This window comes from Bradyrhizobium sp. USDA 3240, assembly GCF_054063295.1.
Map to the genome: position 1 here is coordinate 7,938,272 of NZ_JBSSGD010000002.1, position 20,419 is coordinate 7,958,690.

21 protein-coding genes are annotated in these 20,419 nt (G+C 63.0%); 10 read left to right on the forward strand and 11 right to left on the reverse strand.

The window, feature by feature from the left end; genetic code table 11:
* Positions 1 to 59 precede the first annotated feature (59 nt).
* Positions 60 to 1,181 (reverse strand): site-specific integrase, encoded by a 1,122-nt coding sequence (locus tag ACVIGA_RS37815; protein ID WP_456670042.1) that lies wholly within the window; start codon positions 1,179 to 1,181, stop codon positions 60 to 62.
* Between the two features lie 134 nt (positions 1,182 to 1,315).
* Here ACVIGA_RS37815 and dusA point away from each other — a divergent pair, with 134 nt between their 5' ends.
* On the forward strand, positions 1,316 to 2,311 hold the full coding sequence (gene dusA, locus ACVIGA_RS37820) for a tRNA dihydrouridine(20/20a) synthase DusA (RefSeq protein ID WP_456670043.1): 996 nt from the start codon (positions 1,316 to 1,318) through the stop codon (positions 2,309 to 2,311).
* A gap of 8 nt (positions 2,312 to 2,319) precedes the next feature.
* On the opposite strand, the gene ACVIGA_RS37825 is transcribed toward dusA, so the two are convergent.
* The 5 genes from ACVIGA_RS37825 to ACVIGA_RS37845 all read right to left on the reverse strand — a co-directional run bounded on the left by ACVIGA_RS37825 (position 2,320) and on the right by ACVIGA_RS37845 (position 6,742).
* Entirely contained in the window at positions 2,320 to 3,237 is a 918-nt protein-coding gene (locus ACVIGA_RS37825) for a LysR family transcriptional regulator (RefSeq protein ID WP_456670044.1), read from the reverse strand.
* A gap of 165 nt (positions 3,238 to 3,402) precedes the next feature.
* Complete coding sequence (locus ACVIGA_RS37830; RefSeq protein WP_456670045.1) at positions 3,403 to 4,581, reverse strand: muconate/chloromuconate family cycloisomerase; 1,179 nt, start codon at positions 4,579 to 4,581, stop codon at positions 3,403 to 3,405.
* Between the two features lie 68 nt (positions 4,582 to 4,649).
* Positions 4,650 to 5,519 carry an intradiol ring-cleavage dioxygenase gene (locus ACVIGA_RS37835; protein WP_456670046.1) on the reverse strand — a complete coding sequence of 290 codons (870 nt, stop codon included), beginning with the start codon at positions 5,517 to 5,519 and terminating at the stop codon, positions 4,650 to 4,652.
* Between the two features lie 72 nt (positions 5,520 to 5,591).
* Entirely contained in the window at positions 5,592 to 6,116 is a 525-nt protein-coding gene (locus ACVIGA_RS37840) for a flavin reductase family protein (protein ID WP_456670047.1), read from the reverse strand.
* Complete coding sequence (locus ACVIGA_RS37845; RefSeq protein WP_456670048.1) at positions 6,113 to 6,742, reverse strand: FAD synthetase; 630 nt, start codon at positions 6,740 to 6,742, stop codon at positions 6,113 to 6,115. The genes ACVIGA_RS37840 and ACVIGA_RS37845 overlap by 4 nt, the downstream gene beginning before the upstream one ends.
* Positions 6,743 to 7,017: 275 nt before the next feature.
* Here ACVIGA_RS37845 and ACVIGA_RS37850 point away from each other — a divergent pair, with 275 nt between their 5' ends.
* From ACVIGA_RS37850 to ACVIGA_RS37860, 3 genes are all read left to right on the forward strand, one after another.
* On the forward strand, positions 7,018 to 8,595 hold the full coding sequence (locus tag ACVIGA_RS37850; protein WP_456670049.1) for a 4-hydroxyphenylacetate 3-hydroxylase N-terminal domain-containing protein: 1,578 nt from the start codon (positions 7,018 to 7,020) through the stop codon (positions 8,593 to 8,595).
* 107 nt (positions 8,596 to 8,702) lie between these two features.
* The gene (catC, locus tag ACVIGA_RS37855; RefSeq protein WP_456670050.1) at positions 8,703 to 8,993 is read left to right on the forward strand and encodes a muconolactone Delta-isomerase; all 291 of its coding nucleotides are present in this window, start codon (positions 8,703 to 8,705) and stop codon (positions 8,991 to 8,993) included.
* A gap of 296 nt (positions 8,994 to 9,289) precedes the next feature.
* Positions 9,290 to 10,387 (forward strand): alpha/beta hydrolase, encoded by a 1,098-nt coding sequence (locus ACVIGA_RS37860; RefSeq protein ID WP_456670051.1) that lies wholly within the window; start codon positions 9,290 to 9,292, stop codon positions 10,385 to 10,387.
* A gap of 126 nt (positions 10,388 to 10,513) precedes the next feature.
* Here ACVIGA_RS37860 and ACVIGA_RS37865 read toward each other — a convergent pair whose 3' ends face one another.
* From ACVIGA_RS37865 to ACVIGA_RS37880, 4 genes are all read right to left on the reverse strand, one after another.
* Entirely contained in the window at positions 10,514 to 11,098 is a 585-nt protein-coding gene (locus ACVIGA_RS37865) for a TIGR02281 family clan AA aspartic protease (protein ID WP_223973449.1), read from the reverse strand.
* A 25-nt stretch (positions 11,099 to 11,123) separates the two neighbouring features.
* Positions 11,124 to 11,327: a DUF1289 domain-containing protein gene (locus ACVIGA_RS37870; RefSeq protein WP_375780392.1), complete on the reverse strand. Its 204-nt coding sequence runs from the start codon at positions 11,325 to 11,327 to the stop codon at positions 11,124 to 11,126.
* A gap of 154 nt (positions 11,328 to 11,481) precedes the next feature.
* Positions 11,482 to 13,086, reverse strand: a complete 1,605-nt coding sequence (locus tag ACVIGA_RS37875; RefSeq protein ID WP_456670052.1) for a sensor histidine kinase — start codon at positions 13,084 to 13,086, stop codon at positions 11,482 to 11,484.
* Between the two features lie 458 nt (positions 13,087 to 13,544).
* Entirely contained in the window at positions 13,545 to 14,417 is an 873-nt protein-coding gene (locus tag ACVIGA_RS37880) for an NAD(P)-dependent oxidoreductase (protein WP_456670053.1), read from the reverse strand.
* 202 nt (positions 14,418 to 14,619) lie between these two features.
* On the opposite strand from ACVIGA_RS37880, the gene ACVIGA_RS37885 reads away from it, so the two are divergent.
* The 6 genes from ACVIGA_RS37885 to ACVIGA_RS37910 all read left to right on the forward strand — a co-directional run bounded on the left by ACVIGA_RS37885 (position 14,620) and on the right by ACVIGA_RS37910 (position 19,899).
* Positions 14,620 to 15,057: a VOC family protein gene (locus tag ACVIGA_RS37885; protein ID WP_223973434.1), complete on the forward strand. Its 438-nt coding sequence runs from the start codon at positions 14,620 to 14,622 to the stop codon at positions 15,055 to 15,057.
* 109 nt (positions 15,058 to 15,166) lie between these two features.
* Complete coding sequence (locus ACVIGA_RS37890; RefSeq protein WP_223973431.1) at positions 15,167 to 16,297, forward strand: Mrp/NBP35 family ATP-binding protein; 1,131 nt, start codon at positions 15,167 to 15,169, stop codon at positions 16,295 to 16,297.
* A gap of 200 nt (positions 16,298 to 16,497) precedes the next feature.
* Complete coding sequence (locus ACVIGA_RS37895) at positions 16,498 to 16,734, forward strand: hypothetical protein (protein ID WP_223973429.1); 237 nt, start codon at positions 16,498 to 16,500, stop codon at positions 16,732 to 16,734.
* Between the two features lie 327 nt (positions 16,735 to 17,061).
* A complete protein-coding gene (locus ACVIGA_RS37900; RefSeq protein WP_375780394.1) occupies positions 17,062 to 18,150 on the forward strand; it encodes a TRAP transporter substrate-binding protein in 1,089 nt (362 codons plus the stop codon).
* Between the two features lie 247 nt (positions 18,151 to 18,397).
* A complete protein-coding gene (locus ACVIGA_RS37905; RefSeq protein ID WP_223973427.1) occupies positions 18,398 to 19,486 on the forward strand; it encodes a TRAP transporter substrate-binding protein in 1,089 nt (362 codons plus the stop codon).
* A gap of 83 nt (positions 19,487 to 19,569) precedes the next feature.
* Positions 19,570 to 19,899: a hypothetical protein gene (locus tag ACVIGA_RS37910; protein WP_456670054.1), complete on the forward strand. Its 330-nt coding sequence runs from the start codon at positions 19,570 to 19,572 to the stop codon at positions 19,897 to 19,899.
* Positions 19,900 to 19,936: 37 nt separating this feature from the next.
* On the opposite strand, the gene ACVIGA_RS37915 is transcribed toward ACVIGA_RS37910, so the two are convergent.
* Positions 19,937 to 20,269 carry a hypothetical protein gene (locus ACVIGA_RS37915; protein ID WP_456670055.1) on the reverse strand — a complete coding sequence of 111 codons (333 nt, stop codon included), beginning with the start codon at positions 20,267 to 20,269 and terminating at the stop codon, positions 19,937 to 19,939.
* Positions 20,270 to 20,419 lie beyond the last annotated feature (150 nt).

Consider the following 20,419-nt stretch of genomic DNA (forward strand, 5'->3'; position numbering starts at 1 on the left):
TAAGTCTCTTGCGTCTACCCAGTGTAGGTCGCTTATCATTCGCAGTTGACGTCCGAACGCTAGCCCCGCTGCCCCGCAACCTGCGGCTCGTTTCTCGCGATTGTCTGGATGAATTCTTCCAAAGATACTTGAGGCGTCGTTTGTAGCTTGTGGAGCTCTTCCGGCTTCAGCTTGGTGTAGCGCCGCAGCGTACGCCAATCCTTGTGGCCCGTAACCAGGGCGACCTTCTCAATGGTAAGCCCTGCCTCAAATAGCCGGCTAGTACCTTCGTGTCGAAGATCGTGAAAATGCAAATCCTCGATCTTCAACTTGTTGCAGGCGCGCGTGAATGCAGCGCTTACTGACCTGTAATTATACGGGAATACGCGACCCTGGCCTCTGGTGATAATGCGTTGCTGAAGCAAGAGCTCCCAGGCATCATAGCCGGTCAGATTAAGAAGCGGAACTTTCTGGTTGTTGCCGTCCTTCTTTCGCGGGTCCTTCCTATCAACGATTGTAAGAATCCGCGTTTTCATGTCGACGTGTGGCCAATCTGGGCGGCAAATCTCCTCTTGCCGCATCGTCGTCGCTACCGCGTAGCGAACGATGCGGCCCATTGGAATGATCTGTTGGGGATTGCTCTCGAAGTATTCGATAAGCTCATCGAGCTCATCTTGGGTCGGGCGCCGATCTCGCTCAACTGACTTTCCGACGAGACCGAGATGCTTCAACGCGAAGCGTGCCAGGCGAACTTCTTCGGCAGAAACGTCGATGCCGTGAACGGCTGCGGCATGGGTGGCGATTGTTCGGATGAACGACATGTCGATCGCAAGGGTAGCTGGACCGGCACCTTCTTTCGCACGCTTCCTGCCGTATTCGATCAGTCGTTCACGGTCGAGCCGAGGAAGCTTCGTTGGTCCGAGATCCTCCTTCAGCGCTTTCAGGACGGCGGCCTTGGACCGGCGCAGAGGGCGACCGACCTCGTGCATGTCTTCGACGTGAAGATCGATGATGTCGCCGAGCGTCTTGGCCTTTACAGCGGCGCGGGGTTTGGGTGACCCGCTACGGTCGATATTGCGCTCCATGTCGAGCGCCCATTCCTCGCCATCCTTGCGTCGGCGGAAGGTCTCCGCCACATAGCGGTTCTTGCGGCGGACCTGGACACGCCAACTCCCGGACGGCAATTGAGTGAAGCTGGCCACGGTCGTGTGCACTCCCCAATTCGTGTGCGCTACGTGTGCACTGACAGGTCAAAACGGGTACAAACGTGTGCAAATTCGGCTAGTTTGGAGTGCACAAGTTCGTGTTTCATCCCGTTGAAGCATAAGGTAAATCATTGAAATCGCAAGATTATCGCTTTTCCGTGGCCCCGATGATGGACTGGACGGATAAGCATTGCCGTGTCTTCCATCGTCTGATGTCGCGGCGGGCGCGGCTTTATACGGAGATGCTGACCACGGGTGCTGTAATCCACGGCGACCGGGCGCGGCTGCTCGGCTTCGATGCAAGCGAGCATCCGGTGGCGCTGCAGCTCGGCGGTTCCGATCCGCGCGATCTCGCGACCGCCGCGCAGATCGGCGAGGACTTTAACTATGACGAGATCAATCTCAATGTCGGCTGTCCGTCCGATCGGGTGAAGGACGGCCGGTTCGGCGCCTGCCTGATGGCGGAGCCCGCGCTGGTCGCCGAGGGCGTTGCGGCGATGAAGCGCGCGGTGAAGATTCCCGTGACGGTGAAGTGCCGGATCGGCATCGACGACCAGGATCCGGAAGTCGCGCTCGATACGCTGGCGCGCGGCGTGATTGCCGCGGGCGCGGACGCGCTTGTCGTGCACGCGCGCAAGGCCTGGCTCAACGGATTGTCGCCGAAGGAGAACCGCGACATCCCGCCGCTCGACTACGATCGCGTCTACCGCCTCAAGGCGGCGCTGCCGGACGTGCCCATCATCGTCAACGGCGGCATCACGAGTATCGCGGAAGCGAAGCAGCATCTGGCGCATGTCGATGGCGTGATGCTGGGGCGGGCGGCCTATCAGGAGCCGTGGCGGCTGCTGTCGGTCGATTCCGAACTGTTCGGTGAAACGCCGCCCCACGCTACGATGAAGGACGTCTTCGAAGCGATGCTGCCCTATATGGAGCGGCAACTGGCTGAAGGCACGCGGCTGCATTCGATCACGCGCCACTTCGTCGGCGCCTTCCATGGCGTTCCCGGTGCGCGCGCGTTTCGCAGGCACCTCGCGGAGAATGGTGTGCGGCCGGGCGCCGGGACCGACGTGCTGCGCGACGCGATTGCACGCGTTGACGATCGCGCGCCTGCGGCGGTCGCGGCCTGAGACCGCGGTTACTGCTTGCGCTGCCGCCGCGTGACGTCGTGCGCAATCTTCAGGAAGTTGAAGAGGTGCGGCATCCGGTTGTCGCGCCGGTAGTTCAGCGACAGCGCGGTGCCGGGATTATGCCCCTCATAGGCGCGGTAGGCGACGCCGGGCCGGTCCGCCTGCGACACGGATTGCGGCACCAGCGCGATGCCGACGCCGACCGACACCAGGCTGATCGCGGTCTGATAATCCTGGGCCAGCACCTGCGATTTCGGAATAAAACCCTCTTCGAGGCAGATGTTGAGGATGTGGTCGGCGAAGCTCGGGCGCGGCTTGCGCGGATAGAGCACGAATGTCTCGGCCTTGAGCGCCGCTAGCCGCGTGACCTGCTGCTCGAGCAGCGGCGAGGTGTCTGATAGCGCGAGGATCAACGGCTCCTGCAGCAGCGGCTCCGACTTCAATTCCTCGTCGTCGAGCGAGGGGCGGGCGACTGCGATATCGATCTCGCGCTGGATCACCGCGCGCTTCTGCTCGGCGTTGTTCATCGCCGACAGCGCGAGCTCGACATCAGGATAGGCCGAGCGAAACGCCTTGATCACGTTGGGCAGCACGCCATAGGTCGCCGATCCGACGAAGGCGACGCGCAGGTGCCCGGAAAAGCCTTCCCCGATCCGCTTGATCTCGCGATGGGTCCGGTCGAGCCGCTCCAGCACATCGCGCGCACGTTCCAGCAGAACGCTGCCGGCCTGGGTCAGCCGGATCTGGCTCCGGCTCCGGTCGATGAGCACGACGCCGAGGTCGCTCTCCAGCTGCGCAATCTGCCGGCTGAGCGGCGGCTGGGCGATCGCGAGCCGCGATGCGGCACGGCCGAAATGCAATTCCTCGGCGACGGCCACGAAGTAGACCAGCCGCCTCAGATCCATGACGTCGTCGCGATCGGTCACGGTCAGCCGGACGTTGGTCCGCGCGCTTCCGCGGAAGCTGCGCGAAAGGCCTGCCGGGTTTGATATCGTGTGGTCATCGGCGCATGATCGAGACAGTGGTTCCGGCGCGAAGACTGGGCGGGCGTCCCTGGATTGTCAATTATCCGCCTGGCCGACGCCATCTCGCTAATCCTTCCGGGCGAAGGCACGGATCTTGTCCTCGTCGACCTCGACGCCGAGGCCCGGGCCATCGGGGAGGCAGATCTCGAACTCGTCGAATCTGATCGGGTTGACCACGAGGTCCTCCACCAGGATCCGCGGACCGAAGTGCTCGGTGCCCCATTCGAGCCTGGGCAGGGTGGCGAATGCGGCGAGATGCGCGGCCGCGCCGATGCTGCTCTCCAGCAGACAGCCGCCATAGAGCTCGAGGCCGTGCGCGCCGGCGACCGCAGCCGCACGCTTCATTTCAAACAGGCCGCCGCTTTTCACGAGCTTCAAAGAATAGACGCTGCCGCACCCCATCGTGGCGACGCGCGCGATTTCCTCCTTGGTGAAGGCCGCTTCGTCGACAAGCAACGGGATGGAGGTGCGCGCCGCGACACGCGCCATGGTTTCCAGTTGCTGCGCCGACACCGGCTGTTCGACCAGAGCGACGCCCAGTTCCTCCAGCGCGGGCATGAAGCGGATGCATTCGGCCTCGGTCCAACCCTGGTTGACGTCGACGATCAGGCGCACCTCGTCGCCGAGGCCGGCGCGCAGCGTCTGCAACCGCATCACGTCCGCCGGTGGGCGGTTGAAGCCGAACTTGATCTTGAACTGGCGGTGTTCGCGGCGGCGCAGCTTCTCCTTCGCTTCCTCCAGCTCCTGGCCGCTGTCGCCCGAGGCCAGCGCCCAGATCACCTCCATGCGCTGGCGTACCGCACCACCGAGCAGCGCGCTGGCGGGGAGGCCGAGGCTCTTGCCGGCGGCGTCGAGCAGGGCGGACTCGATCGCGCCCTTGGCGGCGAAATTGCGGGTCGCGGCCTTGCCCATGCGCAAGGCATTGGCTTCGAAGGCGAGGGCAGGCTGCCCGAGCAGCGCGGGCGCCAGGTAATTCGTGACCGCGGCCTTGATCGATTCCACGCTCTCCTCGGCCCAGCGCGGTCCACCGAGCGTCGAGGCTTCGCCGATACCGGTCACGCCGTTGTCGAGCAGCACACGCACCAGAACGTAGCCCTGGTGCGTGACTTCCGTGTTCGAAAGCTTGTGCCGCCGGCGGGTCGGCGCTTCCACGATGGTAGCGCGGATACTGCGGATCGCAGTGTCCGTCGCGAGGCTCCGCACTGGCTCCACGGGCTCGGCGATTTCGATGACGGCACGACTCATAGGTCCTCGCAGGTCAGTTCAAGGTGAACCCTGCCGGGCTTTTCGAGCCCGGCAGGGCGTAATGCGAATCACTCGGCGGCGACAAGGCGCTCGACCGCCGCCTTCTTGAGCTTGAAGTCGAAATCGAGCACGAGATCGGTACCGGCGCCGGCCGGTGCCTTGGCGAACTTGCCGATCAGGCTCTGCTTCACGGCGAACACCGAGTCGTTGTCGAGATATTTGGTCTCGGAATCGTAGATCTGCGAGATCAGCGATTGATAGCGGTCCTTGGAGAGCATGAAGTGGATATGGCCGGGACGCCAGGGATGGTGGCCCATGTATTTCAGGAGCTCCCCGCCGGCGCCGTCATAGGGGATCGGGTAGGGCTCGGGGCGGAGCGCCACGAAGGCGTATTCGCCGTTGGCGTCGGTCGTGAAGCGGCCGCGCAGATTATAGGCCGGCTGCTCGGGATCTTGCAGATCATACAGCCCGTTCGGGGCGTCTTCCCAGACGTCGATGGTGACACCCTCGATCGGCCGGCCCGCGGTGTCGCTGATGCGCCCGCTGACCTTGACGGTTTGTGCGTTGTCGAACGTCTTCTTGATGATGGAAGCGCCCTTCGGCAGCACCGGCGGGTTCTCCCGGTAGAACGGCCCGAGCACGGTGGACTCGCTCTCGCCGTCGGTGACCCTGTGGTCGAGCATGTCGACCAGCACCTCGACGCCGAGAATATCAGCGATCAGGATGAACTCGTTGCGCTTCTCATCCGAGATGTCGCCGGCGCGGCGCAGGAACTCGCAGGCGGCGAACCACTCGGCAAAGGTCAGGTCGACCTCCTTGCAGAACGCGTGCATGTGGCGGATCAGGCTGGTCATGATCTGACGGTTGCGATCCGGAATGTCGTTCGAGAGCGCGGCGATCACGTGGTCGGTGATGGTGTCCTTGTTGACGTTCAGCATGGTCGTTTCCTCCTTTTCTTGCAGTTTGGATCAAACTTGCATCCCCGTTTTCGGGAATATCTTCTGGCGGTCTCACCAGACAAATTCGTAAGCCGCATTCTCCAGCGTCGCGGGCGCCGGGTGCGGGTCGGCAAGGCCGCCGAAGCGGCCGCGGCAGAACAGCAGCGGCTTTTTGCCGGGCTCCAGTGCCATCTCGCGGACATGGCCGAGGAAGATGGTGTGGTCGCCTGCGACGATCTCATCCGCAAGATCGGTCACGAAATACGCCGCTGCGTTGGCGATGACGGGCAGCTCGTTGTGGCGTTCGAACACGTCGCAGAGGTCGAGTTTGGGCTTGCCTGCGAAGTGCCAGGCAAGATCCTCCATGCCCTCGGCCAGAACGCTGACCGCAAAACGGCCGGTGTTCTGGATGTTGCAAAGCATCTTCGCGCTCTTCGCGATCGAAATCGCGACCAGCGGCGGATCGAGCGACACCGACATGAAGGCATTGGCCGTCATGCCATGGTCGCGTCCCTCGCAATGCGTGGTGATGATGGTGACGCCGGTGCCGAACTGGCCACAGGCATTGCGAAGCTCGCGCGGATCGATGGTGGTCATGGGTTGATGACCTCGAGTTGGGCCAGGCTGGATCGATTGGCAGGCGATGCGGTCACGATGTCCCGCCAGTTTTCCAGCGCCGTCGCGGCGGCCGCAAGGCCGGATCGCCGAAGCGAACGGATCCGGCTGCTGGAGACGATCTCGCCATTGCCGCAGCGCACCGGTGGCAGGATGCTTGTGTCGAAGTGGCGCCGCAGCAGCTGCGCGGTGCCGCCCTTGCAGGACCCGAAGCGGAAATCCTCACCGACGATCACCTCACGCGGTCGCAGAAGCTGCAACTCGGCGAGAAAATCGGCCGCGGTGCGGCGGACGTAGATCTGGTTGAAGTCGGCGACGATGACATGGTCGGGCGCGAATGTTGCGATGCGCTCGAGCTTTTCGCGCAGCGGGATCAGCGCCTCGGCCTGACCGAAATACACCTTTGGCGGCGGATCGAAGGTATAGACCACGGCCGGCACGCCGCGGCGTTGCGCTGCCGCAATGGTCTGCCTCAGCAGTTCCTGATGGCCGCGGTGGACGCCGTCGAACGCACCGATGGTCACGACGCAGGCCGTGAGGGCCAATTCCCCATCGCGATGGAAAGCGACAGCAGCGCTGTCAAAACCCTTGGCCGAGTCTTTGCCCATGGCTCGCTCCGGTTTCGCTCCCTTGCCGTGCCGTGCAATTGCTGCGTCAGCTGCGGCGTTGCATCGGCCGGACGATCGTTTGCCGTCCGGTCCGCGCCACCTGAGTCATAGCCCGAGCCGCGGCAGTTCGCGCGGTATGGTGTGATACCTTTCGTCCGCGCAGGCTGAGCGCGTAGCTTTTCCTCCGATGTCACGCCGACCAAGAGCGTGACGGGATGGTCCGGGCCGGTGTGGCAACGCCCGCCGGTCCAACGACACAAGCGGAGGAGAAACCCATGACTACAGCAGCTGCCCTGCGGGCCGATGTGCCTGCGTCGACCACCAGCGTCTATACCGGCGCGGAATTTCTGGACAGCATCCAGGATGGCCGGGAAATCTACATCTACGGCGAGCGCGTCAAGAACGTCACCCAGCATCCCGCCTTCCGCAACTCGGCGCGGATGGTGGCGCGCTGGTACGACCGCTTCCACGAGAAGAAGGATCAGATCGGCGTCCTGACCGATACCGGCTCGGGCCAGCTGACCCATCCGTTTTTCCTGGGCTCGCGCACGGCCGATGACCTGATCAAGGGCCGCGACGCGATTGCCGAATTGCAGAAGGTTGCGTACGGCTGGATGGGCCGCTCGCCGGACTACAAGGCGGCGTTCCTTGGGACCCTGGGTGCGAATTCGGGCTTCTATGGCGAATACGCCGGCAACGCGAAGAAATGGTATGCCCGGACCCAGGAGCGGCTCGACTTCTGGAACCACGCCATCGTCAATCCGCCGATCGACCGCGATCGGGCGATCGAGGACGTCCGCGACGTCTTCATGCATGTCGAGAAGGAGACCGACGCCGGCCTGATCGTCTCCGGCGCGAAGGTGGTTGCGACCGGCTCGGCGCTGACGCACTACAATTTCATCGCGCACTACGGCATCCCGATCAAGGACAAGTCGTTCGCGCTGATCTTCACGGCGCCGATGGACGCCAAGGGCGTCAAGCTGATCGCCCGCTCGTCCTACGAATTCACCGCGGCCGCGACCGGTTCGCCGTTCGACTATCCGCTGTCGAGCCGCTTCGACGAGAACGACTCCATCCTGGTTTTCGACAAGGTGCTGGTCCCCTGGGAGAACGTCTTCATCTACGGCGACGTCGACAAGATCAACCAGTTCTTCCCGGCGTCAGGCTTCATCCCGCGCTTCACGCTGCACGGCGTGACGCGGCTCGCCGTCAAGCTCGACTTCATCGCCGGCCTGTTTTCAATGGCGGTGGAGGCGACCGGATCGAAGGATTTCCGCGGCGTGCAGACGGCGGTGGGCGAAGTGATTGCCTGGCGCAATCTGTTCCACGGCATTTCAGATGCGATGGTGAAATCGCCGATCGCCTGGCAGGGGACCCAGGGCTACAATCTGCCCAACCTGAACTACGGGCTGGCCTACCGCGTCTTCGCGCCGATGGCCTATCCGCGGATCAAGGAGCTGATCGAGCGCCATGTCGCGAGCGGCTTGATCTACCTGCCGTCAAGCTCGGCCGATCTCGAGAGCAAGGCGATCAGGCCCTATCTCGATCGCTTCGTGCGCGGTTCCAACGGCTATGCCGCGATCGACCGGATCAAGCTGCTCAAGTTGCTCTGGGACGCAGTCGGCTCCGAGTTCGGCGGCCGGCACGAGCTCTACGAGCGCAACTACGCGGGCAATTACGAGAACCTTCGTGTCGAGACGCTGATGGCCGCAAGCGCGACCGGCGACCTCGGCGCCATGCAGGATTTCGTGCGCAATTGCATGAGCGACTACGACGTCTCCGGTTGGACGGCGAAGGATCTGATCAATCCGGATGACATCAACCTCGTCAGCCGCGGTCTGGTGCAGGGCTGACGACAGAATTGTCGATCTGATAGAGAGAGATGGAGTCGTCGCGATCTCGCGGCGGCTCTGATCCGTTCGCGTTACCGCCTCATCGCCTGCAAGGAGAGTTGATCATCATGCTGTTTCACGTCGAAATGGACGTGCGGATTCCGCACGATCTCCCGGTCGAAAAGGTCGATGCGCTGAAGCAGGCCGAGCGTACCCGTGCCATGGAGCTGCAACGCACCGGGGCCTGGCGTCATCTGTGGCGGGTAGCCGGACGCTACGCCAATGTCAGCATCTTCGATGTGTCGGGCGCGCAGGAATTGCACGACATTCTGTCCAGCCTGCCGCTGTTTCCGTTCATGGAGATCCAGGTCACGCCGTTGTGCCGGCATCCGTCATCGATCCATGACGACGATCGGTAATGGCGGACTGGTAAGGCCACTCGGGTTTGTGGGAGCGTCCGTCTGGACCGGGGGGTCCGGAACTCGATGTCATCAGCATTTGTATGCCAGAGCCAGCGAAGAGGATCGCTGACCTCGGGAAGCTCCCGGTGGGCTTCGCAACCGGACCGGATCATTGATCTGAATCAATCCGAACTGTGTGGAACTCACTCAGGTGCTGGATGCACCCGCCGGCGGGGTCGAAGGTCAAGGTCAGGCAGACGCTATGAGAATGCTGGCTGCTTCGGGTCCTCGCTGTGTGGCAAGAGGAGAGCCGGATGCATCCACGGGGCCGTGCTGTCGCTTCTTTGCGGGTTGCAATTGCCGTGTTGGCGGCCATTGCCTGCTGTTCATGCACGATCCGTCCCTTGCAAGGCGTGCTTGTGCCGAGCAGTGAGACGGTTGATGCCGCCTCGCAAGTCCCTATTCTTATCGGAACGACGCGCGCTCGGTCCAGCAGCGATGTCGGCGAGATGTTCGGCCGGGATCCGTCCAACGAGATGGCTTTCGGTCAGGTCACGGTCTCTATTCCGCCGGATCATTCACGAGCGGTCGGCGAAATACAGTGGCCGGTGACTCTCCCGGGCGACCCACGTAAAGACTTTGTAACGACGTCGACGGAGTATCTGGATCGCGCCGGATTTGGAAATGCTGTCACCATCGTGGCAAAAGCAAAACATCGCAGCAAGGCGATGGTCTTCGTTCATGGATTCAACAACCGCTTCGACGATGCGGTGTATCGGTACGCGCAATTCGTGCAAGACGGCAGACTTCCCGTTGTTCCGGTCCTCTTTTCGTGGCCGTCACAGGGAGCCGGAAATCTGGGGTCGTATGAGTACGACCGCAAGGTTGCGACGCAGTCAGCCGCGCCCCTGGCCCAATTCCTGGACGTCGTGAGCTCGAATCCTAGCATCAAGGAGATCACACTTGTCTGCCATTCCATGGGTTGCCTTGTAACCCTTGATGCGCTCCATATGAAAGCATCTTGCCGTAACACGATTTCGAAGCTGAAGAACGTGGCATTTGTCGCGCCCGACGTCGCGTTTGACCAGTTCATCAGCCAGGTCGGAGAAATGGGATCCCGGCGCCCTCGGATCGGATTGCTTTTGTCTCAAGATGATGTCGCTCTCAAAATCTCAAGATCAATTGCGGGAGGGACAAACCGCGTCGGCGACATCAATCCGGAAGAAGAACCGTACAAGAGCGCGCTTGCTCAGCAGAAAATTCTGGTGTTCGACCTTACTCATCTGGGGGGAGACGACTCGCACTCCAGAGCCTTCGACGAAGTAAGCACCGTAATGGGCATGTTGGAGCGGAGGTTGGCCCAGGGTCAACAACTCGGAGAGGATACGTCACGAGCGGCGTCTGCCAAATGAGGCTTTCGGGCCCGTTGTCGCACAGCACCGATTTTCACCGGACCTTCCGACATATCCGATTTGGATCAAGAACTGTCGATGACGGGCTAAGCCAACTGACTTTGGCTTTGCCTGAGATGCACACCGCTAGTCGACAACCGCGCGCGGGCGCCGGTGGCGGCTCGAGGGCGTGATGCTGCCGGTGACATCAGGGTATCCGGTGAGGCTCAGCGTGTCGGAACGGACCCCCCAGCTTTCGAGCCGGTCGAGGAAGCTCATGCCGAGCAGGTTGGTCTTCATCTGCCCGCGCTGCACCACCAGCGCCGGCACCGATTTCTCAACCAGCTTGCCGACCGCGAGACGATCGAGCGTCAGCCGCGCCGCCTTGGTGTGACCGCCGGCGGTCTCCAGGTCGACATTGTATTCGAGCATGTCGGTCGGCAGCCCGATCGCCTTGGCGGTTTCCCAGGTCAGAACCACCGAGGTCGCGCCGGTGTCGATCACCATCGGTGCGCTGATGCCGTTGATCTTGGCGCGGAACGCGAACTCGCCGCCCTGACTGCGCGCAATCTGCACCGCGGGGGCAGGGACGGCGGCCGGCGCGGCGATGCCGCGGCCGAAGATCTGGGTCAGATTCTGCCTGGCGCGCGCGATCTGATCGGGATCGCCGTAGGCGACCACGGCGCCGGCGGTTGCCATCAAGAGCAGGATGACAAGAAGGATGCGGTTCACGGTGCCGCTCCGGTCGCGGCGGTGGTCACGCGCGCTTCGGACGCGGCTCCATGCGATCGAGCCCAGCCTCGGCCATCCGCGCCGGCAGCGTCGCCATGACGGACAGCCGCTCGGTGCGGTCCATCTTGTGCCAGCGCGCGATCTCCGGAAGCGTGCGACCGCAGCCGAAGCAGAGCTTCGTCCTGGGGTCCATCATACAGACTGCAATACACGGCGTTTCTGAGCTCATTGTTCAACTGTTGACCCGTTTCACCTGCCAGTGCAAGCCGGTCGAATCGGGATGCGCCATCACGCCCCGGCTTTTTGGCGCGAGCATGGTGTTGGCGCGAACGCCTTGCGTCTATGGGCAACGAAAACCGCGTCACGATTGTCCGCGACATGCTCTACAATCCGGTGCCGGCACTCATGATCGACTTGCGGCGCACGCGCTTGCGGTCGGCGCCCATCGAGGGCTCGGCGGGCTCCGGCTGCATCGGCGGCGCTTCTTCCGTCATCGGCGCCAGCGCGCTCATCACCCGCTCCGGCGGCAAGGTGACGATCACCTCGGTGCCGATGCGCAGTTTCGATTTCAGCGTGAAGGTGCCGCCATGCATGTCGATCAGGCTCTTCGCGATCGGCAGTCCAAGGCCCGCACCCTGTTCCGCCGACTTGATCGAGTTGGAGCCCTGGCCGAACGAGGCCAGCACGACCGGGATCTCGTCCTCGGCGATGCCGCTTCCGGTGTCCTTCACGCTCAGATACTGCCCGCCCGACGCGGTCCAGCCGACCTTCAGCCAGATCTCGCCGCCCTGCGGGGTGAACTTGATCGAGTTGGAGAGTAGGTTGAGCACGACCTGGCGTATCGCGCGCTCGTCGCCCCAGATCCTGGGCATGCCGTGCTCGAACACCTCGTGGATGGTGATGCCGCGGCTGGAGGCGCGCAGCTTCAGGAGATGGTGGCAGTCGGCGACGACATGCACCAGCGCCACGGCCTCTTCGTTCAGCTCGTAACGGCCAGCCTCGATGCGCGACAGATCGAGGATCTCGTTGATGAGATTGAGCAGGTGCACGCCGGAATTATGGATGTCGGCGGAATATTCCTTGTAGACCGGCACCGCGTGCGCGCCAAAGATCTCGCTCTTCATCACTTCGGAGAAACCGAGGATGGCGTTGAGCGGGGTGCGCAGTTCGTGGCTCATCTGGGCCAGGAAGCGCGACTTGGCGACGTTGGCGGATTCGGCGCGGTGCCGCGCCTCGTCGGAGATCGCCTTGGCCTGTTCCAGCTCGCCGATCAGCGCGTCCTTTTCGGCGCGGGCCTCCAGCGTCGCCAGCGTGGTCGAATGCAGCCGATGCGCCAGCAGCGCGAAATAACCCTCGGCGGCAAGCGCGAGCAGCGCCAGCACGTAATTGTCGAACGCGCCGTTGAGCACGAGGTCGAGCGCAATCCCGACCGTCACCGGAACGGTCGCTGCGAGGGCCGCGATCGGCAGGCTCGCCGCCAGCATGCTGGAGACCGCGATCACCAGCAGCATCAGGAACATCATCAGCGTGTTGGAGGAGAGATCGCGCCCGGCGGGGTGGATCAGGATCGAGGTCCAGCACAGGCCGTACAACAGGTCGAGCAGCACGAAGCGGGTCCGCCATTTGCGGGTCACCGCGACCGAGGTGGGCTCGGCGAGGAAGCGGGAGCAACTGCGGATGATCGCGAGATGGACGCCGAGGATGCCGACCGTCCAGGCGCCGGCCACGATCGGCTTCATCCAGAGGCTAAACAGGACGCCGGTTGCCACCACGAGCAGCATCACGACGTAGGATGCCGACATCCGGGTCTGGGCATATTGCCGGAGCAGTTCGGCGTCGAAAGCCGGGCGGGTTCCACTGGTTGACGTTAACCGATCCCGCGCCTCGCGCACCCGCTGTGCTGCGACGCGCCGGTTGTTGACCGGCACCGTCACCTGAGGTCCTGCTGGAAGCTGTACAACTTCAGGCTTTTCTGCGGGATTACTCATCAACAACACAAATCCTGCCCGCGAACCGCGCGGGCTTTTTGCATTGTCTATCTGTGACGCTAATTCATTAAGCGTTACCTTAAAGAGCTAAAGAAAAGCGTTAACCGGAGGTTAAATTAACTTTTGTGCAGGCGCCGCGCCGTTGGTCCGAGGAGAGCCACGGCTTTCGAGGACTGCAACGAAAGGCGGCATGTTTCGGCATGCATCTATTGCGTGACCGCCTGCGAACCCCAGACGCTGGCCACGTCCACATGATTTCGGAATAATGGAAATGTGCCCCTGATTTGCCCGACATGTCAAGTTGACAAATCGTATGCCGGCGGCCGGCCAGTTACTTTGCATGGGGTTGTTTTCGATATTTTGGCAGCGCGCACCTTCTAAGGAGAATGCTCCTTCGCGAGACGACGCTGCATGGCACGGTGGCCCGCCGACGCGGGTCACCGTGCCAATGCGGACAGCTACCGCTGCAACCGCGCCAAGAGGCTCGACGTATCCCAGCGCTTGCCGCCCATCTTCTCGACCTCGGCATAGAACTGGTCGACCAGCGCGGTCGCCGGCAAAGTGGCGCCGTTGCGGCGGGCTTCCGCAAGCGCAATCGAGAGGTCCTTGCGCATCCACTCGACCGCGAAGCCGAAATCGTACTTACCCTCGTTCATGGTCTTGTAGCGGTTCTCCATCTGCCAGGACTGCGCCGCGCCCTTGGAGATGGTTTCGATCACAGCGGCGACGTCGAGGCCACTCTTCTTAGCGAAGTGGATGCCCTCGGACAGGCCCTGCACGAGGCCGGCGATGCAGATCTGGTTGACCATCTTGGTCAGCTGGCCGGCGCCTGCCGGTCCGAGCAATTTGCACATCCGCGCATAGGCGGCGATGATGATCGGCTCGGCGCCGGCATAGGCGTCCGCGCTGCCGCCGCACATCACCGTCAGCACGCCGTTCTCGGCGCCGGCCTGGCCGCCGGACACCGGCGCGTCGACGAACTTGAAGCCGGCCCTGGTGGCGGCGGCATCGAGTTCGCGGGCAACCTCGGCAGAGGCGGTGGTGTGGTCGACGAAGGTCGCGCCCTTCTTCATGCCGGCAAAGGCGCCGTCGGGGCCGATCGTGACCGTGCGCAGGTCGTTGTCGTTGCCGACGCAGCACATCACGAAATCCTGGCCTTCGGCGGCGGCCTTCGGGGTCGGCGCGGTCTTGCCGCCGAACTTGTCGGCCCATTCCTTCGCCTTCGCCGCGGTCCGGTTGTAAACGGTGACCTCATGGCCGCCCTTTTTCACGAGGTGTCCCGCCATCGGGAAACCCATTACGCCGAGACCGAGGAAAGCGACTTTAGCCATGTCTGTTACCTTATGATTGCCGTGGTGATCGCCCCTTGAGACCGCCGGAAAACGGCGCGGCGGGCAGGGCATTCCGTCCATGGAAGGGAGCCGCACCATACCCCCTGCGCAGCGGAGGGCAACGGCTTCGTTGGATGGCAGACCCCGGTTTTGTGCTAGGATCGGCCCACCAAAGAACCTCACAAAAAAGGGAGTGTCTCGCATGGGCATGAGCGTCGGTGTGCTCGATCATTTCAATATCCGGACCCGGAATCTCACCGCCACGGTGCGGTTCTATGAGGACATTCTGGGCCTGGAAAAGGGTGCGCGGCCGAACTTCGCGTTCCCCGGTGCGTGGATGTACAGCGAGGGCAAGGCGGTCGTGCATCTGGTCGATATTTCCGCGACCGACGAGGCACAAAAGCCTGACTCGGGCGTCGTCCATCACGTCGCCTTTGCCAGTCAGGGCTTTGACGGGATGCGGAAGCGGCTGCAGTCCAAAGGCATGGAATTCGACTCGCGCCAGGTTCCCGGCGGTGACCTCTGGCAGATCTTCGTCAACGACCCCAACGGGGTCATGATCGAGCTGAACTACGAGGCCGCCAAGGAGGGCGGCTCCGCAGCGCCGTCCGAACGGCGGGACGACGTCGGAGCGAGGTAGCCTTTTGCGCTGCAACGCTTTATTGGGTCGTCTCCTGGGCGTGATCCGGAAAAGTGTGAAGCGGTTTTCCGACAAAATCACGCCCCGCTAAAAAGCCAGGAGATGCGCGGTGAGCGTGACGCAGCAACAGGTTCTCGATTGTCTTGCCAAGGTGATGTCGCCGCGCGGCACAGCCTTGACCAACGCCAATGTGCTGTCGGCGATCACGGTCACCGACGGCAAGGTGTTCTTCTCGATCAATGTCGATGCCGCGGAAGCCCGCGCCTGGGAGAGCGTGCGTGCGCAGGCCGAGAACGCCGTGCGCGCCATTCCCGGCGTCAGCGTCGCGATGATTGCGCTGACCGCCGAGCGCAAGGCGGGCGGTGCGGCGCCTGCGCCGCGACCGGCCGGCGGTGTCCAGCCTGCGTCCGCGCACCGTCATCCGCACCCGCCCGGTGCGCAATCGCCGATGGCGCGCCAGGCCGAGATTCCCGGCATCTCGGCGGTCATCGCGGTTGCCTCCGGCAAGGGCGGGGTCGGCAAGTCGACCACGGCGCTCAATCTTGCGCTCGGTCTGCGCGACATCGGCCTGCGCGTCGGGCTGCTCGATGCCGACATCTACGGCCCATCGGTGCCGCGGCTGACCGGCATCCGCGAGAAGCCGCAGCTCAACGACGACAAGAAGATGATCCCGCTGCAGCGCTTCGGCCTGGCGATCATGTCGATCGGCTTCCTGGTCGAGGAAGACACCGCGATGATCTGGCGCGGGCCGATGGTGATGTCGGCGATCACCCAGATGCTGCGCGACGTCGTCTGGGGCACGCTCGATGTGCTGGTCGTCGATATGCCGCCCGGCACCGGCGACGCCCAGCTCACGCTGGCGCAGAACGTCCCGCTCAAGGGCGCCGTCATCATCTCGACGCCGCAGGACCTCTCGCTGATCGACGCACGGCGGGGACTGGCGATGTTCAAGAAGGTCAACGTGCCGGTGCTCGGCATTGTCGAGAACATGAGCTATTTCCAGTGCCCGCATTGCGGCACGCGCTCGGACATCTTCGGCCATGGCGGTGCCCGCCACGAGGCCGAGAAGCTCGGGGTGCCGTTCCTCGGCGAAATCCCCCTGCACATCGCCATCCGCGCTGCCTCGGATTCCGGCAACCCGGTTGTCGAGAGCGAACCGGACGGCCCGCATGCGGCGATCTACCGCGCGATCGGCAGCAAGGTCCGTGAGCAGCTGCAAGGCGTGATCGCCGCCGCCTGAGCCTGCGCGATGGCCGATGAGCCTGAAAGTCCGGGATCCCGGCGGCCCTTCTTCACAGGCCTGTCGCCCTTGGACGATTGCTGAATCGCGTCCGGCCTGTATGTTTGTCCGGCACTGGCCGAATCGTACCACCGTTCCGTCAATTGAAGGCGGGCACGGGCAGCCGACATACGGGGAGGGGCCGTGAGGCGACCAGCGACATGGCAGCATCACGCGAAGCAAACAAGCAACGCCGCAAGCATCTGACGCGGGAGAAGCGCGAAGAGGCCTCCCGGGCGGCGTTCAATCTTGCGAAGAAATCCGACTCGATCGGCGAGGCCGCCGTGGCGATCGCCAAGACCTTTGGCGTCAGCAAGACGACGGCGCAAAGCTGGATTCGGCGTGGGCGGCATCTGGCCGATAAAGCCAAGAAGGCGCGAGAGACGGCGCGGCGCTGATTGCCAATGGGAGCCCGGTGGTTGAGCGCCGGCCGGGCGGCCCGCACGCGGCGATTTACCGCGTGACGGCGGCAAGCTCCGCGAGTTGCTGCAAACCGTCGCCGCAGCAGCCTGAGCCTACATTTTCCGGCAAATTTCCCGCCTCATCAGACTTTCGTTTAATTGGTGGGGTCATGCCATTGTCGCGTTTCCGTGAGGCCGTCTTCCGTGTTAAAGGGCCGATCGAGAGCGCCTCGGCGGGCCTTTTGCAAGTGTTCTGCTTGCGAGCCTCCTGCCGGAGAATTGCTTGCGGTCACTGGGAAACGCCCCTCAAGGAGAAGCCTTACGATGAAGCGTCGTGATTTTTTGAAAGTGTCTGCGGCTGGTGCTGCCGCGACGGCGGTTGCCGCGCCGGCGATTGCGCAGTCCTCGCCTGAAATCAAATGGCGCCTGACCTCGAGCTTCCCGAAGTCGCTGGACACCATTTATGGCGGTGCCGACCAGGTGGCGAAGTATGTCGCCGAAATGACCGACAACAAGTTCCAGATCCAGGTGTTCGCGGCCGGTGAGATCGTCCCCGGCCTGCAGGCGCTGGACGCGACCTCCAACGGCACGGTCGAGATGTGCCACACCGTGTCCTACTACTATGTCGGCAAGGACCCGACCTTTGCGATCTACGCGTCGGTGCCGTTCGGCCTCAATGCCCGCATGCAGAACTCCTGGTGGTATCAGGGCGGCGGCGAGGCGCTCGGCAACGAGTTCTTCAAGAAGTTCGGCGTGATCGGCTTCCCCTGCGGCAACACCGGCACCCAGATGGGCGGCTGGTTCCGCAAGGAGATCAAGACGGTCGCCGATCTCTCCGGCCTCAAATTCCGTATCGGCGGCATCGCCGGCCAGGTGCTGCAGAAGGTCGGCGTGGTGCCGCAGCAGCTCGCCGGCGGCGACATCTATCCGGCGCTGGAAAAGGGCACCATCGACGCCGCCGAGTGGGTCGGTCCCTATGACGACGAGAAGCTCGGCTTCCAGAAGGTCGCCAAGTACTACTACTACCCGGGTTTCTGGGAAGGCGGCCCGACCGTGCACGCCTACTGCAACCTCGAAAAGTGGAACGCGCTGCCGAAGAACTACCAGGCGATCCTGAGCAACGCGACCGCCAACGCCAACACCTGGATGGCTGCGCGCTACGACATGCAGAACCCGTCCGCGCTGAAGCGGCTGGTTGCCGGCGGCACGCAGCTGCGTCCGTTCACCAACGAAGTGCTCGAGGCCTGCCTCAAGGCGACCAACGAGCTGTGGGGTGAAATCTCGGCCAAGAATGCCGACTTCAAGAAGTCGATCGACGCGATGCAGGCGTACCGTTCCGACCAGTATCTGTGGTGGCAGGTCGCCGAATACACCTTCGACAGCTTCATGATCCGCTCGCGCACCCGCGGCTAACAGCGCTTCGAGCGTTCGCGAGCAGAGAACGCGCCAGAAGCTTCGACTTAAGTAGCCCGGCCCCCGCAAGGGGGCCGGGTTCTTTGCGTCTGGCATTCGCCGAGGGGATGTTCCATGCTCGCGCCCGAAGCCTCGGCACGAAGGCGGGCATGTGATCGGTCACCGGTCATGACGGCAAAGAAACGCAGCGCGACGATCGCAAGCCGTCGACGCTCGGACAAACACAATCATACAGGGTGGGATTCAAATGAAGCGCAGAGATTTTATCAAGGTCACGGGTTTAGGTGTCGCAGGCGCGGCAACGGTCGCGGCTCCCGCGATCGCGCAGTCGATGCCGGAGCTCAAATGGCGCCTGACGACGAGTTGGCCGAAGTCGCTCGACACGCTGCACGGCGGCGCCGAGCTGATGGCCAAGGCGGTCGGTGAAGCCACCGACAACAAGTTCCAGATCCAGACCTTTGCCGCCGGCGAGATCGTGCCCGGCCTGCAGGTGCTCGACGCCGTACAGAACGGCACGGTCGAGATGGGGCACACCGCGCCCTATTACTATTTCGGCAAGGACCCGACCTTCACCTTCGGCTCCTCGGTGCCGTTCGGGCCCAACATGCGGCTCAACCAGGCCTGGTTCATGCTGGGCGGCGGCAAGGAGCTGCTCAACGAGTTCTACAAGAGCTACAACGTCACCTCGCTGCTTGCCGGCAACACCGGCTGCCAGATGGGTGGTTGGTTTCGCAAGGAGATCAACAGCGTCGACGATCTCAAGGGCCTCAAATTCCGCATCGGCGGCTTTGCCGGCAGGGTGATGCAGAAGCTCGGCGCGGTGCCGCAGCAACTCGCCGGCGGCGACATCTATCCGGCGCTGGAAAAAGGCACCATTGATGCGGCCGAGTGGGTTGGTCCCTACGACGACGAGAAGCTCGGCTTCTACAAGGTCGCGCCGAACTACTACTTCCCCGGCTGGTGGGAAGGCGGCCCGATGCTGGTGGCGATGATCAACCTCGACAAGTGGAACGCGCTGCCGAAGCACTATCAGTTCGTGCTCGAGCAGGCCGGCCATCTCGCCAACAACTGGATGATGGCGCGCTACGACCAGGCCAACCCGCTCGCACTGAAGAAGTTGCTCGCGGCCGGCACCAAGCTGCGCCCGTTCCCGGCTACGGTGATGGAAGCGTCCTTCAAGGCCGCCAAGGAGTTGCATGCCGAGGTTTCGGCGACCAATGCCAATTTCAAGAAGGTCTATGACTCGCTGACGACGTTCTCCAACAACGGCTATCAGTGGTTCCAGGTCGCCGAAGTCGGCTACGACAATTTCATGGCACGCCACTCTCAGGCCTGATGCAACGCCACCTTCAATGCGAGCAAAACCCCGGGCAAAAGCCCGGGGCTTTTGCTAGACCCGGCGAGGGGCCAGCCAAATGAATGCTTTTCGGCGAGATTCGTGCTAACGTTGCCCAGGAGCGTGAATCAGGGCGCCATATGCGTTTCCTCGGTCTTATCCTGCGGACGTTGTTTCTGATCCTTGTGGTGGTCATAACGGCTCGCGTCGCGAGCCCGCAAAACGAAACCATCTGGTCGGCCTACGAGACGCCGTCCGATCTGTTTCGCATCATCCTGGGGGCCGCGGTCTGCCTCTTCGTCGCCGTCCAGATCTTCAGGTATTCCAGAGATCCCGCTGATATGCGCAGGTGGGTCGTGATCGGCGGCGCCGCGGTGCCGTTGGCGCTGGTATGCGCGGCCGTCATCTGGTAGGCGCCTTCGCTGGCAACCACCGTGCAAGCCCCGTCGATCAAAATGGAAACGGCAATGAGCGCACGGGAAGGCGGCTTTCGAAGCTCAATCCGGTGGCCGGTCCGGTGCGGTAATGGCCGTTATAATGCCCGCCGCCCGGGCAGTAATTCGGATCCTGACGCGCCTGATCGTCGATTGTCCGGCGATAGCTTCGCTGCCGATAGCGCGTCTGCCAGCAATAGCAGTATTGATCACACGCGAGCCGTACCCGAACAATGCTTGCCGGGCCTTGCGGCGACGGCCGCGTGACCTGAACAGGCGCCGCGCAGGCTACCGACGCCATCATGGCACCGGCCGTAGCGATGAGAAGCAGACGCGTTGTGTGTTTCATATGGGTCTCATCGAGCCGATCAGCGTGAATCCCGGAAGCCAATTCGATCGCAGAAGCCTGCCGCTATTTCCTCGGCGATCGCTTTGGCGGCGCTGCCGGAGGCGTTGATGCGGTAGCCGGCGTCGTGCGAACCACCGGGTTCTTCTGCTC